Genomic DNA, 17,387 nt, shown 5'->3' on the forward strand with positions numbered 1-17,387 from the left:
GTCGATATCGGACCCAGACCGACCTGAGTCCGGATCGAGACGGGTCGACCGGACCCTGAGGTGATGACGGGTTCCGAGACACCGCGAGATGGCGCACCCACCACGCTGTCCTGGCTCTGCCATCCCGCCACCGTGATCGCCCTGGTCCTGCTGCTGGTCAACGACCACGTGCTGAAGGCGACCTTCCCCGGCCCGGTGACCGGGAAGCTGAGCGACGTGGCCGGCCTGGTGCTCGCCCCACCGCTGGTCGCGGTCCTGCTGACCCTCCTGGTGCCGCGGTTGCCAGCCCGGGCCGCCGCGCTGGCCGGTCTGGTCGCGGTGGGCGCCGGCTTCGCGCTCGTCAAATCCAGCGGGTACGCCGCCGAGCTGGCCTCGTCGGCCTGGACCGTGCTGGCCGGGCCGTCGCTGGTCCGGGCCGACCGGACCGACCTGCTGACCCTGCCGGCGCTCGGCCTGGCGTGGTGGAGTTGGACCCGGTCGCGCCGCCGGCCGGTGCGCCAACGGACGGCCCGGGTGGTCCGGCTGCTCGTGGTGCTACCGCCAGCGGTGCTGGCGGTGGCCGCGACCAGCCCGGTCTACTATCCGTACGCAGTGGCCACCGCCGTGGTCGACGGTCACCCGGCGATCTCGGTCGGCACCGGCTACAGCACGTCGGACTGGCCGGCGGATCCGTTGGACGGGCAGTGGGCGGTCAGCGAGGACGGCTCGACCCCCTGGCGGCAGGCCACGGAGGATGAGCAGCGGCAACTGTCCCGCCAGGAGTTCGGGCAGCAGCAGGCGTGCGCTTCGAATGAGCCCCGGCGTTGCTACCGGATCGTCACCGGGCACCTACGCGTCGAGGAGAGTGACGACGCCGGCGCGACCTGGCGGGTGGCCTGGGAGGTGCCTGACGGGCAGCGGGAGGAGTTGGCCCGCCGGTCGCCGAACCCGGGCGATGTCCCGCGCCACTTCGCCTCCCGCGATCTCGTCGTCTATCCCCATGCCGGGGGTGGTCACGAGGTGCTGGTCGCCAACGGGCGGGACGGGTTTCTCCGCCGCCTGCCCGACGGTGGGTGGCAGCGCGTCGGGTTCCTCTTCGAGGAGGGGCAGTCCGGCACGTCGTGGGACGGACCGCCCCGACTGGACGGTGGCGGCCCCGGCGACCGCGAGATGGACCTGTTGCTCGCCGTCGCGCTGGCGCTGACTCTCGGCTGCGCGGTCACTGCGCTCGCCGGTCATCTCGCGATCCGCCGTGGTGGAGGTCCGCGCTGGTGGGGGGTCGTCAGCAGTGCGTCGATGCTGGTCGCGGGGATCGTGTTGGCCGCGGCCTGGGGGCGCGACGACGACACCCTGGCGTTCATGGCCGTGCCGTTCGTGCTGGCGGTGGGCGTCCTCACCACGGTGGCCATGATCGTTCGAGCCTCCTACCAGGGCGCTCTGCGGAGCTGGATCGGCCGGGTGCTCACCGGGTTCCTGCTCACCGTGCTCCTGGCTGGCCTGCCGCTCGTCGGTTGGCTGTACGGCACCCCGTCGCGGACCCGGTTCGCGGTGGCGCTCGCCCTGCTGGCCACGGTGCCGGGCGTGCTGCTGGCCACCCGGATCGCGCGGCTGGTGGACCCGGCCCGCGGGTTCGAGCGCCGGTACCCACCGCGCCCGCCCTATCCGCCATACGGGCCCTATCCGCCGCACGGGCCCTATCCGCCTGCGTCATACCCGGCTCGCCCGCCGACGGTGCCTGATCCGCCGTACCCGTCGCAATCACCGCCGCGGTGAACCTCCGACAGGCGGCTGGCCCCTTTGCGGGCGGTTGGTCAGCGGCGGGCCGCTAGGTCAGCGGGCGGGCCGGTGGCGCCAGCGCGGCGATCAGCACCGCCACCATTGTCAGCGCCGCCCCGAGCAGGGTGTTCACACCGGGGTGCGAGGCCGCCGTGGGCAGCACCAGGTCCAGCAGGACCGCCCCCACGATCTGGCCGGCGATGGTGGCCAGGCCCAGCAGCAGCACCCCGGTGAACCGCACGATCGCGGCGGCGATCGCGATGAACACGATGCCGATCGGGCCACCCACGTAGAGCCACGGCTCGCTCGGCAGGTGGCCGGTCGGCCAACCGCGTACCGCGACGTCGATGGCGAACGCGACGAGCAGGGTGGCGGTGCCGACGACGAAGTTGACGAGTGTCGCGGTCAACGCGCTGTCGGCCGCCGCCCGGACCCGCCCGTTGACCGCCTGCTGCCAGGCGGTGCCCACCCCGGCGACCAGCGGCAGCAGCGCCAGCGCCAGCGTGCCCGGACTGCCGAGCCGGTCGCCGACCGCCAGGCCGACCGCGAGCACGGTGAGCACCGCGCCGGCCAGCCGTTGCCGGGTCACCGGCTGCCGGCCGGTCGGGCCGATGCCGGCCCGGTCCACGGCGAGGCTGCTGCCGGACTGGCCGGCGACCACGGCCACGGTGAAGACCGCCACGCCCAACGTGCCGATGGTGAGGCCCTGACACGCCACCAGGAACGCCCCGCACATGCCACCGAGGCACTGCCACGGCCGCAGCGTGCCCGTCGCGAGCGCGCGCCGTACCCCGACCAGGCCACGCCGCCCGGTCGCGGTGGCGGGCACCAGCACCAGGAGCACCAGCAGGCCGAGGCCGAACGAGACGACCGCGGCGGCGAAGCCGTCGTTGAGGCGTACCCCCAACTCGCCGTTGATGCGCGACTGCACCGCCACCGCGAGCCCGGCGACGGACGCCAGCGCGACGCCGCCGATGCGGCGGGCGGCCGACAGGACCTGCGGTGTCTCCGTGTTGGCGGTTGTCACTCCTGCTCGGCCAGCGGACGACCGTCGAAGTCGACAGCGGAGTAGAGCGCCAGCTTCTCCAGCCGGTGGTACGAGTCGATCACCCGGATCGTGCCGCTCTTCGACCGCATCACGATCGACTGCGTGTACGCGCCGCCGGCCCGGTACCGCACCCCGCGCAGCAGATCCCCGGAGGTGACCCCGGTCGCCACGAAGAAGCAGTTGTCGCCGGTGACCAGGTCATCGGTGCCGAGCACCCGGTCCAGGTCGTGCCCGGCGGCGAGCGCCTTCTCCCGTTCCTGCTCGTCGCGCGGCCAGAGCTTGGCCTGCATCGCACCGCCCATGCACTTCAGGGCGCACGCGGAGATGATGCCCTCCGGGGTGCCGCCGATGCCCATCAGCACGTCGACCTCCGACTCGCCCCGCGCGGCCGCGATGGAGCCCGCGATGTCACCGTCGGAGATGAACCGGATGCCCGCCCCGGTCCGGCGGATCTGTGCCACCAGGTCCTCGTGGCGGCTCCGGTCCAGCACACAGACCGTCACCTCGGAGACGTCGGTGCCCTTGACCTTGGCGATCCGCCGCACGTTCTCGGCGACACCGGCGTTGATGTCGATCACGTCGGCGTACGCCGGCCCGACGGCGAGCTTCTCCATGTAGAAGACGGCGCTGGGGTCGAACATCGCACCCCGCTCGGAGACGGCGAGGACCGCGACCGCGTTCGGCATTCCCTTGCTCATCAGGGTGGTGCCGTCGACCGGGTCGACGGCGACGTCCACCTCCGGGCCGGTGCCGTCGCCGACGTGTTCGCCGTTGAAGAGCATCGGGGCGTTGTCCTTCTCGCCCTCGCCGATCACCACCACGCCACGCATCTGGATCGAGTTGATCAGCTTGCGCATGGCGTCGACGGCCGCGCCGTCGCCGCCCTCCTTGTCGCCTCGGCCCACCCACCGACCGGCCGCCATCGCGGCGGCCTCGGTGACCCGGACCAGGTCGAGGGCGAGGTTTCGGTCGAGATCCTGTGGGATCCGCGTCCTGGTGTTGGTCATGACGGCTGCTCCTCCTCGCGACGGTGCGGGGACGACCGGCGGCGGGGCGGTCCCCACTGCCGGCTCTGTCGCTGATCCTCACACGATGGCCGACCGGGCGTTGGCGCGGGGCGGTGATGGCCTGGATACCGCCGGTCGGGCGGCTGCGAAGATAAGGGGGTGGAACCCGCACAGCCAGCCGACCGCGTACCCGCCGACCGCACGCCACCCGACGGTCAGCCGCCGGTCGACGTCCCAGTCGCCGCCGGTGGTGAGCCCACCGGCGACGATCCGACGCCACCGCCGCGGGCGAAGCCCGCCAAGTCCGAGCGGTCGCCGAAGGACATGGCGATCTCGTTGCTGGTGCTGCTCGTCCCGATCGCGCTGCTGCTGGCGTTCTACCGGGGCTTTCTCGGTGGTGACCAGGCCACGACCGTCGATCCGGCCCCGGCCATCGAGCAGGCCCGGTCGGCGAACGTGTTTCCGGTGAGCCAGCCGGAGGGACTCGGCTCCGGCTGGTCGACGGTCAGCGCCCGCTACCAGACGGTCGACGGCGGTGCGAACCTGCGTATCGGCTACCTCACCCCGGAGGGGCGGGGCGTCCAACTCCTCCAGAGCAGCGTGCCGGCCGAGCGGCTGCTCCCCGCCGAGCTGACCGACCAGGGCCAGCCCCAGGGCCCGACCGAGCTGGCCGGGCGGACCTGGCAGCTCTACGCGGCCCGGGGCAACCAGCAGGCGCTGGTCCTGCTGGAACCGACCCGCACGGTGATCGTCGTCGGCGATGCCCGGGACAACGAACTACGCGAGTTGGCCGGCTCGCTGCACTGAACGGACAGAAGGGCGATTGTCCGACCCGACAACAGGGAACAGAGAGGGAGTGATCCGGGCGCGCTGCTCGGCCCGGATCGCGCGGCGCGGCCGACGGTGCTGCCGCGTCGCCCGGTTTCCGGCGCCGCCCAGGTCGTCGGGTGACCCTCTTGGGAGACACGTATGACTGTCCGACGACTCGGCGCCGGCCTGGTAGCCGCCGCTCTGATCACGCCCGCCCTGGCCGCCTGCGGCGACGGTACGACAGGCACCGCCGGATCGACCGCGACCCCGACGGTGACCGCGTCCGCCACGGCCAGCGCGTCCGGCGCCCCGGTGGCAGGCGACGCCAAGCAGGCCCTGCTCGACTCGACCAAGGAGATCAGCAGCGGCAACTTCCGGTTCACCCTCGCGGGTGCCGGCTCCACGGCCGAGGGCCAGGTGCACCAACCGAGCCAGAGCGCGGAGATGAAGATCGCGGTCGGTGGTCCCTCGTCCGACCTGGCGATGAAGCTCGACGTGATCCACTTCAAGCCGGACAGCTGGGTGAAGCTGGAGCTGACCGGCTCGACCGCCAACAGCCTGCCCACCATCAAGCAGCTCAACCTCGGCAAGTACCAGCACCTGGACCAGGCCCGGATCAAGGGCAACCGCAGCCTCGGCTTCGACTTCGACAAGGTCGACCCGGCCGGCAGCGCGGTGCTGACCCAGGGCATCACCGAGGTCCGCAGCACCGGCACCGGCGCGTACGCGGGCACCATCGACGTCACCAAGGCCGCCGAGGCGGGTTCGCTGAACGCCGCCACGATCGCCGCGCTGGGCACCCAGGCGAAGACGGTTCCGTTCACCGCGAAGGTGGACCCGCAGGGCCGGCTCAGTGAGCTGGTGCTGCAGTTGCCGGCCGCCGGGCAGACCGCCGCCCAGGAGATCAAGATGACGTACTCCGACTACGGCGCCGCCGCGGCCGCGCAGAAGCCGCCGGCGGCCCAGGTCGTCGAGGCGCCGGCCGAGCTGTACAGCCTGTTCAACTGACGCGTCCACGTGGGGCGGCTCCGGCCGCCCCACCGGCGGTCGGTCAGGAAGCGGGCTCCTGCCGGGCGGCGTCGATCCGCGCCCGCGCCCCGTCCAGCCAGCGTTGACAGATCACCGCCAGGGCCTCGCCGCGCTCCCACAGCGCCAGCGACTCCTCCAGTGACGTGCCGCCGGCCTCCAGTCGCTCGACCACCGAGGCCAGCTCCGCGCGGGCCTGCTCGTAACTGAGCCGTTCGTCCGGCCCGGCCTTCGTGTCGTCAGTCATCGCACCCATCTCAGCACACCGCTCGCCCGGTCACCGCGTCGCCACTCAGCCGTCGACGGTGGCGGCCAGTTCGCCGTCGGCCAGCCGTACCCGCAACGGGTCGCCCTTGCCGACGTCGGACGCCGCGCGGACCACGTGGCCGTCGGCGCGCTGCACGATCGCGTACCCCCGGTCCAGGGTGGCGGCGGGGGAGAGCGCGCGCAGCCGGGCGAGGGTGTGGCGCAGGTCGTCGTCGGCGGCGACGAGCCGGTGCTCCAGGCAGCGGCCGGCCCGCTGGCGCAGCGCGGTCAGGTCGGTCGCCCGATGCTCCACCATCACCTGCGGCCGGGCCAGCACCGGCCGGGAGCGGAGCCCGTCGAGCCGGTGCGTCTCCCGGTCGACCAGGTTGCGCACCGCCCGTTCCAGGCGGTGCCGGGCCTGGCCGATGAGGCGTACCTCCTCGGTGAGGTCGGGGACGACCCGCTTGGCCGCGTCGGTGGGGGTGGAGGCGCGGACGTCGGCGACGTAGTCGATCAGCGGCGCGTCCGTCTCGTGACCGATCGCGCTGACCACCGGAGTACGGCAGCCGAACACGGCGCGGCAGAGCGCCTCGTCGGAGAAGGGCAGCAGGTCCTCGATGCCGCCGCCGCCCCGGGCGATGATGATCACGTCGATGCTCGGGTCGGCGTCCAGCACCCGGAGCGCGTCGACGATCTGCGGCACCGCCGACGGCCCCTGCACGGCCACGTTCACCGTGCGGAACTCCACCGCCGGCCAGCGTCGCCGGGCGTTCGTCAGCACGTCCCGCTCCGCCGCCGACGCGCGCCCGGTGATGAGCCCGATCCGGCCGGGCAGGAACGGCAGTCGGCGCTTGCGGGCGCGGTCGAAGAGCCCCTCGGCGGCCAGCAGCTTCTTGAGTTTCTCCAGCCGGGCCAGCAACTCCCCGAGCCCCACCTGGCGGATCTCGTCGGCGCGCAGGCTCAGCGTGCCCCGGGCGGCGTAGAACTCCGGCTTGGCGTGCAGCACCACCCGGGCGCCCTCGCGCAGCTCCGGCGCCCCGGAGTCCAGCACGTCCCGGTTCGTGGTGACGGTCAGGCTCAGGTCGGCCGACGGGTCACGCAGGGTGAGGAAGACCGTGCTGGCCCCGGGACGGCGGCTGATCTGCGCGACCTGCCCGTCCACCCACACCCAGCCGAGCTTGGCGATCCAGGCCCCCACCTTCTGGCTGACCACCCGCACCGGCCAAGGCTCCTCGGCGCTGCTACGAGCCCCCTCACTCACCGCCCACCCCCGCTCACCCGCTCACCCACCCATTCACCCGCCCGCCCACCCTACGGACCCCCACGGCCTGCCCCGTTGATCATGAGGTTATTGCCCCTGGTGTCGGCGTGTCGCAGCGATAACCTCATGATCAACGGATCACGGGGTTGGTGGTCTTGGGGGGGACGGCACGTACGATGGGGTCGTGACTGAGGCTGAGGCGACTCCCCGGACCGGCAAGCGCGTGCTCCTGGCGAAGCCCCGCGGTTACTGCGCTGGTGTCGACCGCGCCGTGCAGACCGTCGAGGAAGCACTGAAGCTCTACGGCGCCCCGATCTACGTGCGCAAGCAGATCGTGCACAACAAGCACGTGGTGCAGACGCTGGAGGCCCAGGGCGCGATCTTCGTGGAGGAGAACGAGGAGGTCCCGGAGGGGTCCACCGTCATCTTCTCCGCGCACGGCGTCGCCCCCGAGGTCTACGAGCAGGCCAGGCAGCGCTCGCTGAAGGCGATCGACGCGACCTGCCCACTTGTCACCAAGGTGCACCACGAGGCGAAGCGGTTCGCCGCCGAGGACTACGACATCCTGCTCATCGGCCACGAGGGGCACGAAGAGGTCATCGGCACCGCCGGTGAGGCTCCCGCGCACATCCAACTCGTCGACGGCCCGGACGGCGCCGACAAGATCACCGTACGGGATCCGGAGAAGGTCGTCTGGCTCTCCCAGACCACGCTCTCGGTCGACGAGACGCTGGAGACGGTGGCCCGGCTCAAGCAGCGACTGCCGCTGTTGCAGTCCCCGCCCAGCGACGACATCTGCTACGCCACCTCCAACCGGCAGCACGTGGTCAAGGAGATCGCCGCCGACTGCGACGTGGTGATCGTGGTCGGCTCGACCAACTCCTCCAACTCGGTCCGACTGGTCGAGGTCGCCCTGGACGCGGGCGCGCGCGCCGGCCATCTCGTCGACTTCGCCCACGAGATCGACGACGCCTGGCTGGAGGGGGCCACCACGGTCGGCCTGACCTCCGGCGCGAGCGTCCCGGACGACCTGGTCCAGGAGGTGCTCGCCTACCTCGCGGCGCGGGGCTTCGCCGACGTCGAGGAGATCACCACCGCCAACGAGCGGCTCACGTTCTCCCTCCCGCAGGAGCTGAGGCGGGACATGAAGGCCGCGGCGGCGCGCGGCTGAGCACGGGAACGAACTCGACCCGGCGTACGTCAGATTCGGCATGAGGACCTTTCGGCTCACCGTCTCCGCGCTGACCATCTGCGTGGCGCTGAGCGCCTGCGCCAGCGAGGACGCCGGACCCGGCAACCCCCCGCCGATGCCGACCGGCACGGTGACCAGCCAGCCCACGCCGGACCCGAGCGGCACGCCGTCGATCGTCGACCCCGCGCCGACCAGCACGCCGTCGGTCGTCGACCCCGCGCCGACCGGGATGCCGTCAGGCCCGAAGCCGGGCGGCCCGAGCACGCCTCCGGGGGTCGGCGCCACCACCCTGAGCGGCACGGTGCAGAGCGGTGTGGAGCCCAACTGCGTCCTGCTCGACGGCTACCTGCTGCTCGGGGGGCCGCGGAACGTGCTGACCCCGGGCGCGCGGGTGGAGGTCACCGGCCGGGCCGAGCCCGGCATGATGACCACCTGCCAGCAGGGCACCCCGTTCGTCGTGTCGAACGCCACCCCGTCCTGACCGGCCGAGCTAGCGGGTCGCGACCTCGTCGTCGGCCGGATCGACCAACTCGGGCGCCTGCGGCTGGCGGGGCGTCAACTCGACCTGCGCGGGCGCGGCCAACTCCTCGTCCGACACGCCCAACTCGGCGAGCTTGCGCGCGCTGACCAGCACCCGGGCCTCCAACGAGCCGACCGCCCGGTTGTACGCGGTCACCGCCCCGGCCAGCGACGACCCGAGCTTGCCCACGTGGTCGCCCAGGGTGGAGAGCCGACCGTACAGCTCCCGGGCGAGGGTGTGCACCGCCAGCGCGTTACGGGCCAGAGCCTCCTGCCGCCACGAGTAGGCGACGGTGCGGAGCAGGGCGACGAGCGTGGCCGGCGTGGCCAGCACCACGTTGCGGGTGAAGGCGTGCTCCAGCAGGGTCGGGTCACGCTGGAGCGCGACGTCGAGGAACGGATCGGCGGGGACGAACAGCACCACGAACTCGGGCGAGTTGTCGAACGCCGACCAGTACGACTTGGCGGCCAGGGCATCCACATGCCCCCGCAGGTGCCGGGCGTGCGCGTCGAGGTGGGTGTCGCGGCCACGCTCGTCACGGGACTCCATGGCCGTCAGGTACGCGTCGAACGGCGCCTTGGCGTCCACCACCACGGATCGGCCGCCGTGCAGCCGAACCACCAGATCCGGTCGGACGACCTGCTGGTCGGTGGCGGCGGTGACCTGCTCGGAGAAGTCGCAGTGCTCCAACATTCCGGCCGCCTCGACGATCCGGCGCAACTGGTGCTCGCCCCACCGGCCCCGCACCTGCGGCGCGCGCAGCGCCGCCACCAGTTGTTTGGTCTCGGTGCGCAGCTCACCCGAGACGGCGGTCATCGACCGGACCTGTTCGCGCAGCTCGGCGTACGCGTCGACCCGGTCGTGCTCCAGCTCGGCCACCCGCTGCTCGTAGCGGCGCAGGGTGTCGTGCAGCGGCGCGACCGCCCGGGCCACCGCCTCCTGGGACTGCGCGGTGGCCTCGTAACCCAACGCCCGCATCGACTGCTCCAGCCGGCCCTCGCCCTCCCGGGTGGCGGCCAGCGTGGCATCGAGGCGGGCGATGTCGGCCGCCGAGCGGGACCGGGCCGCGAGCCAACCCACCGCCCCGCCGGCACCGAGGCACACGATCACCAGGAGCAGCGTCGAGACGTCCATCACCGGAGCTTGCCAGACCGGTACGACGTGCGAGCCGGGGGTACGTTCGATGACATGGAACTTGTGTTGTGCCTCGCCGTGGTGGTGGTCGGCGCGTTGGGTGCCGCGGCGCTCGTCCGCGCCCAGGCCGGCGCTCGGCAGCGCACCGCGCTCGGCGACGCTCGCGCGGAAGCGCAGCGGTGGTACGAGCGCCTCGGTGGCCAGTTGATGAACCTGAGCGGCGACGAGCCAGCGGTACGCCAGGCGCTGGCCGATGCCGGTGAGCGGTACAACGCGGCCGGCTCGCAGTTGGAGCAGGCGCGTACGCCGCACCAGTTCGGGCTGGCCCGGGAGACCGCGCTGGAGGGGCTGGCGTACATCCGGGCGGCGCGTACCGCGCTGGGCATCGACCCGGGCCCGGAGGTGCCGACGCTTGCCGCCGCGCGCGGCGTCGGGCAGCTCACCAAGGAGCGCGAGGTCGACGTGCAGGGGCAGACCTTCCGGGCTGGTCCGCAACCCGGCCGGGAAACGCCCTACTACTACCCCGGTGGGCGTTACCAGGGCCGGCCGGTGCCCGCCGGTTGGTATTCGACGCCGTGGTGGAAGACGGCGCTGGGCGCCGGCGCCGGTGTGCTCGGCGGCATCCTGATCGCCGACGCGCTGTTCTCGCCGGCCTTCGCCGACCCCGGGTACGGCTACGACGCCGGCTACCAGGAGGGCTTCGGCGACGGCGTCGACCAAGGCAACGGCGACGGTGGCGACCAGGGCGGCGACTTCGGCGGCGGCGACCAGGGCGGCGACTACGCCGGCGGCGACTACGCCGGCGGTGACTACGCCGGCGGCGACTTCGGCGGCGGCGGGGACTTCGGCGGCGGCGGGGACTTCGGCGGCGACTTCGGTGGCGGCGACTTCGGTGGCGGCGACTTCTGACAGTCGTTCACACCTGCGGAAACGGGCCCCGGTCGCAGCGACCGGGGCCCGTTCTCGTACCTGTTGATCAGCCGGTGTTGCGCATTCCGGCGGCGATGCCGTTGACCGTGGTGAGCAGTGCCCGCTCCAGGGCGGTGCCGTCGCTCGGGGCGCGTCGGCCGCCCGGGGCGGTGGCGATCGCCCGTCCGGCGGCGCCGGACTCCCGGTACTGCCGCAGCAGCGCCACCTGGAGATGGTGCAGCGGCTCCAGATAGGTGTCACGGACGGCGAGGGTGCGCTGGAGCACCGGCGAGTTTTCCAGCAGGGCGGGCGAGGCGGTCACCGCCAGCACCTCCCGCTTGGTCAGCTCGTACTCCTGCTCGATCTGTTCGAAGATCGGGTGCAGCTTCTTCGGGACCAGGGTCTCGACGTACCGGCGGGCGATGCTCAGGTCGGTCTTGGTCACCATCATCTCGACGTTCGACAGGAACGTGCGGAAGAAGTGCCAGTTGCGGTGCATCTCGGCGAGCACGTCCGCCAGGCCGGCCTCGCGGGCGGCGGCCAGACCGGAGCCCACGCCGAACCAACCCGGCACGATCTGCCGGGTCTGCGTCCACCCGAACACCCACGGAATGGCCCGCAGACCGGACAGCCCCGCGCCGGTGTTCGGACGCTTCGCCGGCCGGGAGCCGATGTTGAGCGCGCCGAGCAACTCGGTGGGCGTGGACGCCCAGAAGTACGCCGGCAGGTCCGGGTCCTCGACGAGCGACCGGTAGGACCGGTACGCCGACTCGGAGACCACGTCCATGGTGGCGTCCCAGCGTTCCAACATCTCGGCCGGTTGCCGGGGCGCGGTGTGCAGCAGGGTCGCCTGGAGCACCGCGGCGAGGGTGAGTTCCAGGTTTTCCCGGGCCAGGGACGGCAGGGTGTACTTGTCGGAGATGACCTCACCCTGCTCGGTCACCTTGATCGCGCCGTCCAGCGTGCCGTACGGCTGGGCCAGGATCGCCTCGTGCGTCGGCCCGCCGCCGCGCCCGACCGTGCCGCCCCGGCCGTGGAACAGCCGCAGGTGCACCCCGTGTCGGGCGGCCACGTCACGCAGCGCGCGCTGCGCCCGGTGGATCGACCACTGGCTGGTGGTGATCCCGGCTTCCTTGTTGGAGTCGGAGTAACCGAGCATGACTTCCTGTACGTCGCCTCGGGCGCTCACGAGTGCCCGGTACGCGGGCAGCGACAGCAGGTCGTCGAGGAGTTCGCCGCCGGCGTTCAGCTCGGCCGGGGTCTCCAGCAGCGGCACGAACCCGATCCGCGCCCGCCCGCTGTGCACGTCCACGAGACCTGCCTCGCGGGCCAGCACCACCGCGGCCAGCACGTCGTCGACGCCCATGGTCATCGAGATGATGTACGACTCGATCACCTCGGTGCCGAACCGGTCCTGGGCCTCGCGGATCGTGCCGAACACGTCGAACGTCTTGCGGGCGCTCTCGGTCAGCGGCGTGTCCAGTGTGGACAGCGGTCGACGGCCGGTCAGCTCGTCGGCCAGCAGCTTGGTGCGCTCCAACCGGCTCAACGCCGGATAGTCGGACACCTCGCCGACGGCCCCGTAGAGCTGGGTGAGCACCTCGTGGTGCTTCTCGGCGTGCTCCCGGACATCCATGGTGGCCAGGTGCAGGCCGAACGCGGAGACCGTACGGATGGTGGAGGCCAGCCGGCCGACGGCGGTGAGCTGCCCGGAGTTGCGGGCCAGCGAGGCGCGCAGCAGGTCCAGGTCGGCGATCAGCTCGGCGGAGCCCTGGTAGTCCCGGCCGGGCACGTGGGCGGTGCCCTGGCGCAACCGCTGCCGGGTGTTGGCGAGCTTCGCCTTCACGCAGCGCGCCTTGAGCCGGTACGGCTCCTCGGCGTTGACCCGTCGGAACCGCGTCGCCACCTCGGGCAGTGCGTCCAGGTCGGCGGCGAGGCTGGCGGAGAGATCGAGCGACACCCCGCGCAGCCGACGCGAGACCGAGACCTCGTTGATCAGGTGGTCCATCGCCTTCTCGGTGGCCGCGATGCCGTGTTCGTGCTGAATGGTCAGCACCTCGCGGGTGACCGCCGGGGTGACGAACGGGTTGCCGTCGCGGTCGCCGCCGATCCAGGTGCCGAAGCTCAGCGGCCGGGCCGTCGGCGAGGTCTCCACGCCGAGGGTGCGCAGCGTGTCGGCCAGGTCGTCGAGCACCTGCGGGGCGGCCTCGGCGTACAGGTCGCGCAGGTAGTAGATGGCGTTGCGGGCCTCGTCGGTCGGGTCCGGCCGGTCCAGGCGCAGCTCGTCGGTCTGCCACATCAGGTCCAGCAGCTCGGCCAGGCGACGGTTGGCCGGGCCCTCGTCGCTGGCGCCGTAGAGGATCGCGTTCGCGGTCTCGGTGTCCAACTCGTCGGCGATCGCGCGCAGCTTGGACAGGATCGAGCGGCGGGCCGCCTCGGTCGGGTGGGCGGTGAAGACGGGGCGCACCGCCAGCCGGCGTGCCGCGTTCGCGATCTCCTCGGCCGGCACGCCGCGCTCGGCGATCATCTTGGCCGCCTGGTCCAGCCAGCCGCCCTGCACCGCGCGACGGCGGCGCAGGTCCCGTGCACGGTGCACCTGCTCGGTGATGTTGGCGAGGTGGAAGTAGGTGGAGAAGGCGCGGGCCAGCTTGGTGCCGGTGGTCACGTCGAGCCCGCCGAGGCGTTGGGCGGCCGCGGGGGCGTCGGTGCGGACCTGGGCGCGGATCTCCTCGACGAGGTCGAGCAGCGGCCGACCCTCCTGGCGGGCCAGTGTCTGCCCGAGCAGGGTGCCGAGCCGGCGGATGTCGGCACGCAGCGCGGCGTCGGGGCCGTCGTGGTCGTGCTGGTCAGTCACGGTGCGCTCCCTCACGTGGATACGAAGGACAGCGCTGTCCGACTTACTGGATGGTATCCGCGCGCACCGGGTGTCCGGAGGGCCCCCTGGTGATCCACTGTCTTCGAGGTGGTGTTTTCGGGCGTGATCTCAGCCACCGTGACGGGCGGATCCGGGGCCGTCGGGGGCTGATCCGGGGTCGGGACGGGGCGAGTCGGGGCCGGCGGTGGTGGCCCGGCGACCCCGCACCAGGCTCGCGCTGACCAGGCCGAGCGCGCCGAGGACCGCCCAGAGGGTGAGGGCGATCGCCGGCCAGCCGGCCGATCGCCAGTGGAAGTAGACGGCGGCCTTGGTCAGGTCGTTCGCGAGCCCCGGGATGTTCCAGCGGTGCATGCCGCGCAACAGGCCGGGCAGGAACTCGGGCGCGTAGATGCCGCCGGAGCCCGGGTTGCCGAGCACCACCAGGAGCAGGATGACGAGCGCGGTGCCCGCGACACCGAGCCAGCCCTGGATGGCGCTGGCGAACAGCGCGGCGGCGAAGACGGCAAGCGCGCCGATGGCGGCGATCGTCGGTAGTTCGTGGTGCCAGATGTCCAGCACCGGCCCGACCACTACCGCGCCGGCGATGCCGAGCAGCGCGCTGTAGACGGCCAGGGCGGCGATGCGCAGCCCGGCCCGCCGCGCCGTACGCGGGGTGGTGCCGGCGGATATCCCCAGCACCGTCGAGGCGAGGTAGCCGCCGAGCACGTACCCGACGTTCAGGTAGAAGGGCACCACCCCGCGCGGGTCGGACGAGGTGACCGGCACCTTGTCGACGATCTGTAGCGGGGTGCCGGTGCGGGTGGCGGCGGTGGTGAGCACCTCCCGGATCGCGCTCGTGGCGGAGGGGCCGGAGGCGCTGGCGACGGTGAGGAGCAGGCCGTTGTCGGGGCCGGTGCTGAGCACCGCGTACACGGCGCGGCTGAGCAGGCCGTCCTCGGCGGAGCGGGCGTCGTCGTACCCGATGGGGGTGATGATCGTGGTCTGGCCTCGGATGGCGTCGAGCGTCGCCTGGGCGCGCTGGTCGCCGTTGGCGACACCGACCGGCAGGTCGCGCGGGGTGGGCTGGTGCAGCGCACCGACGTAGGCGGCGATGAACGCGGTGGCCAACGCGAGGGTGCCGAGCAGCAGCCCGATGCTGCGCGGTGCCCAGTCCCGGGCTCGACCCTGCGGGATTCCGTCCATATTGCCAGCGTATGACCCGGTTCGTCATTCGCCGGGCGAAAACCGATTGGCTGGTCGGATAGCTTCTGATCATGGTGTCGCTGCGCTATCCGCCCAAACCACGGCCGGGCGACCGGGTCGCGGTCGTCTCGCCGTCCGCCGGCCTGCCGGCGATCTTCCCCCACGTGTACGAGTTGGGGCTGCGCCGGCTGCGCGAGGAGTTCGGACTGGAGCCGGTGGAGTATCCGACCACCCGGGTCCTGGGGGCCGACCCGCGCGACCGGGCCCGCGACCTGACCGCCGCCTTCGCCGACCCGAGCGTCACTGCCGTGCTCGCCACGGTCGGCGGGAACGACCTGATCACGGTCACCCCGCACCTCGACGACGACGTGGTGCGGGCCAACCCGAAGCCCTACTTCGGCTACTCCGACAACACGAACGTGCTCAACCACCTCTACCGCCTGGGCATCGTCGCCTATCACGGCGGGTCGGTGCTCGTGCACCTCGGCCGGCCGGGCGCGCCGCACCCGCTGACCTTCGACTCGCTGCGCGCGGCCCTGTTCGGCACCGACTGGTACGAGTTGACGCCCGCCCACGAATGGGGTGACCGGCCGAACCCGTGGACCGAGCCCGAGACGCTGGCGTACGAGCCGGAGATGCTGCCCGGCGAGGGCTGGCGCTGGCAGGGCCCACAGCGGGCGGTGCGGGGACGCACCTGGGGCGGCAACCTGGAGATCCTGCACTGGCTGCTGGCCACCGACCGGGTGCCCACGGTCGCCGAGTTGGCCGGATCCGTGCTCGTCGTCGAGACCTCGCAGGAGATGCCCGCCGCGCAGGAGGTGTTCCGGATCGTGCGGAACATGGGGGAGCGGGGGCTGCTCGCTGCCTTCCCGGCGATCGTCGTCGGTCGCCCGAAGGCGTGGGATTTCGACAAACCGCTGTCGGTGCCCGAACGGTCGGCGTGGGGCGAGGCCCAGCGGGAGGCGATCACCCGCGCCCTCACTCCGTACAACCCGGACGCGGTGGTGGTCTTCGACGTCGACCTCGGTCACACCGACCCACAGTTGATCATCCCGTACGGCGGCGAGATCCTTGTCGACGCCGTCGATCGCCGGATCTCGGTGCGCTACTGACGAGACCCGGGCGTGCCGTACGCACCGGCGGGGAGGTGCCACCTCCCCGCCGGTGCGTGCCCGTCGGCGTCAGTCGGTCGGGCAGAACACCGATCGCAGCGCGGCCAGGAAACCCGCGCTCGCCGGAGCCGCCGACAGCCCACGTGCGTCGGCGTCGATGTCGTAGACGTTGGCGGCCAGGACGAGTTGTCGGGAGTTGTCGAGGCTCGTCGCCGTGAGGCTGGTGAAGCCCGGCCCGCCGCCGTCGGTCGTCCACACCGTGGTCGGGCCTCCGGCGCAGGGGAGCGTCCTCCGCTGCACGCCCAGCCCGTACCCGTCCGACCCGTCGTCCGTCGCCACAAGCGTCTCCAACTCACGCTGCTGCGCCGGCGCGAGCAGCCGCCCGCCGAACAGCGCCCGGTGGAACCGTGCCAGGTCCCCCGTCGTCGAGATCATCGCGCCGGCGGTCCAGTCGTACGACGGGCTGAACCGGGTCACATCTCGCCCGGCCAGGTCGTAACCGTGCAGGTGCCGGCCGTGGATCTCCGGGTCGGTGACCGGGAACGAGGTCTGGCTCAGGCCCAGCGGGCCGATGATCCGTCGCCGCACCTCGCTCGCCGCGTCCCGGCCGGTGACCGCCTCGATGATCAGACCGGCGAGCAGGTAGTTCGTGTTGGAGTAGGCCCACGAGGCGCCCGGGGCGAAGTCCGGGCGGTGGGCCACCGCGAGGGCGATCACCGCGCGGGGCGAGATGACCCGGTCCCAGTCGTGCTCGTCGAGGTACGGCGCCCAGAAGCTTCGTTCGCCGGTCGGATCCCAGATGCCGCTCGTGTGGTTGAGCAACTGCCGGACGGTGATCGTCGAACCGTCGTTGCCATTACCCCGGACGACCCCGGGCAGCCACCGCTCGACCGGATCGTCGAGGGTCAGCCGTCCCTCGCCCACCAGTTGCAGCAGCACCGTCGACACGAACGCCTTGGTGTTGCTGGCGATCCGGAACCTGTCGTCCGGCCGGGCCCGCGCACCGGTGGCCCGGTCGGCCACTCCCGCGGCCACCTGCCACCGTCGGCCGTCCACCCGGCCGTACGCCACCGCGCCCGGGAAGCCGTCCCCGACCAGCTGGTCGAGCGCGGCGGCCATCGCCTGGCGTTCCGCCCCGGGCTGGCCGGCACCGGCCGGCAGGGGTGGGACGGCGAGAGTGGCGACCAACGAGCCGACCGACACCACAACGGTCCACAACGGACGCATCATGACCTGCTCCTATCGACGATCCAACGTCTGTCCCCGTCGACCCTGCCGAAGCGCGTGCCGCAGGAGAATGCGGATCTCCC

15 protein-coding genes are annotated in these 17,387 nt (G+C 72.4%); 7 read left to right on the plus strand and 8 right to left on the minus strand.

The genetic code is table 11. The annotated features are described in order from the left end of the window. Window positions 1–63 precede the first annotated feature (63 nt). Complete coding sequence (locus ACGFH8_RS12230) at window positions 64–1,752, plus strand: hypothetical protein (protein ID WP_393366417.1); 1,689 nt, start codon at window positions 64–66, stop codon at window positions 1,750–1,752. 52 nt (window positions 1,753–1,804) lie between these two features. Here ACGFH8_RS12230 and ACGFH8_RS12235 read toward each other — a convergent pair whose 3' ends face one another. Further along, on the minus strand, window positions 1,805–2,749 hold the full coding sequence (locus tag ACGFH8_RS12235) for a DMT family transporter (RefSeq protein WP_393367087.1): 945 nt from the start codon (window positions 2,747–2,749) through the stop codon (window positions 1,805–1,807). A 29-nt stretch (window positions 2,750–2,778) separates the two neighbouring features. Further along, window positions 2,779–3,810: a class II fructose-bisphosphatase gene (glpX, locus tag ACGFH8_RS12240; protein WP_393366419.1), complete on the minus strand. Its 1,032-nt coding sequence runs from the start codon at window positions 3,808–3,810 to the stop codon at window positions 2,779–2,781. 159 nt (window positions 3,811–3,969) lie between these two features. Between glpX and ACGFH8_RS12245 the strand changes: the two genes are divergently transcribed. Then, a complete protein-coding gene (locus ACGFH8_RS12245) occupies window positions 3,970–4,617 on the plus strand; it encodes a DUF4245 domain-containing protein (RefSeq protein ID WP_393366421.1) in 648 nt (215 codons plus the stop codon). A gap of 162 nt (window positions 4,618–4,779) precedes the next feature. After that, complete coding sequence (locus ACGFH8_RS12250; RefSeq protein ID WP_393366423.1) at window positions 4,780–5,628, plus strand: hypothetical protein; 849 nt, start codon at window positions 4,780–4,782, stop codon at window positions 5,626–5,628. Window positions 5,629–5,671: 43 nt separating this feature from the next. Here ACGFH8_RS12250 and ACGFH8_RS12255 read toward each other — a convergent pair whose 3' ends face one another. Both ACGFH8_RS12255 and xseA read right to left on the minus strand, forming a co-directional pair. Continuing rightward, entirely contained in the window at window positions 5,672–5,893 is a 222-nt protein-coding gene (locus ACGFH8_RS12255; RefSeq protein WP_030328827.1) for an exodeoxyribonuclease VII small subunit, read from the minus strand. A gap of 45 nt (window positions 5,894–5,938) precedes the next feature. Next, window positions 5,939–7,153, minus strand: coding sequence for an exodeoxyribonuclease VII large subunit (gene xseA, locus ACGFH8_RS12260; RefSeq protein WP_393366425.1), 1,215 nt, complete (start codon window positions 7,151–7,153; stop codon window positions 5,939–5,941). Window positions 7,154–7,337: 184 nt separating this feature from the next. On the opposite strand from xseA, the gene ACGFH8_RS12265 reads away from it, so the two are divergent. Next, the gene (locus ACGFH8_RS12265; RefSeq protein ID WP_393366427.1) at window positions 7,338–8,324 is read left to right on the plus strand and encodes a 4-hydroxy-3-methylbut-2-enyl diphosphate reductase; all 987 of its coding nucleotides are present in this window, start codon (window positions 7,338–7,340) and stop codon (window positions 8,322–8,324) included. Between the two features lie 40 nt (window positions 8,325–8,364). Continuing rightward, window positions 8,365–8,826 carry a hypothetical protein gene (locus ACGFH8_RS12270; RefSeq protein WP_393366428.1) on the plus strand — a complete coding sequence of 154 codons (462 nt, stop codon included), beginning with the start codon at window positions 8,365–8,367 and terminating at the stop codon, window positions 8,824–8,826. Between the two features lie 9 nt (window positions 8,827–8,835). Here the strand turns inward: ACGFH8_RS12270 and ACGFH8_RS12275 are convergent, their stop codons facing one another. Beyond that, the gene (locus ACGFH8_RS12275) at window positions 8,836–9,999 is read right to left on the minus strand and encodes a DNA recombination protein RmuC (RefSeq protein WP_393366429.1); all 1,164 of its coding nucleotides are present in this window, start codon (window positions 9,997–9,999) and stop codon (window positions 8,836–8,838) included. Between the two features lie 54 nt (window positions 10,000–10,053). Between ACGFH8_RS12275 and ACGFH8_RS12280 the strand changes: the two genes are divergently transcribed. Then, window positions 10,054–10,908 (plus strand): hypothetical protein, encoded by an 855-nt coding sequence (locus ACGFH8_RS12280; RefSeq protein ID WP_393366431.1) that lies wholly within the window; start codon window positions 10,054–10,056, stop codon window positions 10,906–10,908. A gap of 67 nt (window positions 10,909–10,975) precedes the next feature. On the opposite strand, the gene ppc is transcribed toward ACGFH8_RS12280, so the two are convergent. Together ppc and ACGFH8_RS12290 are read right to left on the minus strand one after the other, a co-directional pair. Continuing rightward, window positions 10,976–13,762 carry a phosphoenolpyruvate carboxylase gene (gene ppc, locus ACGFH8_RS12285; RefSeq protein WP_393366432.1) on the minus strand — a complete coding sequence of 929 codons (2,787 nt, stop codon included), beginning with the start codon at window positions 13,760–13,762 and terminating at the stop codon, window positions 10,976–10,978. A gap of 129 nt (window positions 13,763–13,891) precedes the next feature. Continuing rightward, on the minus strand, window positions 13,892–14,965 hold the full coding sequence (locus ACGFH8_RS12290) for a hypothetical protein (RefSeq protein ID WP_393366434.1): 1,074 nt from the start codon (window positions 14,963–14,965) through the stop codon (window positions 13,892–13,894). 71 nt (window positions 14,966–15,036) lie between these two features. Here ACGFH8_RS12290 and ACGFH8_RS12295 point away from each other — a divergent pair, with 71 nt between their 5' ends. Next, window positions 15,037–16,077, plus strand: a complete 1,041-nt coding sequence (locus tag ACGFH8_RS12295; protein ID WP_393366435.1) for a S66 peptidase family protein — start codon at window positions 15,037–15,039, stop codon at window positions 16,075–16,077. Between the two features lie 69 nt (window positions 16,078–16,146). Here the strand turns inward: ACGFH8_RS12295 and ACGFH8_RS12300 are convergent, their stop codons facing one another. After that, window positions 16,147–17,307 carry a serine hydrolase domain-containing protein gene (locus tag ACGFH8_RS12300; RefSeq protein WP_393366436.1) on the minus strand — a complete coding sequence of 387 codons (1,161 nt, stop codon included), beginning with the start codon at window positions 17,305–17,307 and terminating at the stop codon, window positions 16,147–16,149. Window positions 17,308–17,387: the final 80 nt, after the last annotated feature.

The sequence above is a fragment of the Micromonospora sp. NPDC049175 genome (assembly GCF_043197345.1).
Taxonomy (GTDB): domain Bacteria; phylum Actinomycetota; class Actinomycetes; order Mycobacteriales; family Micromonosporaceae; genus Micromonospora.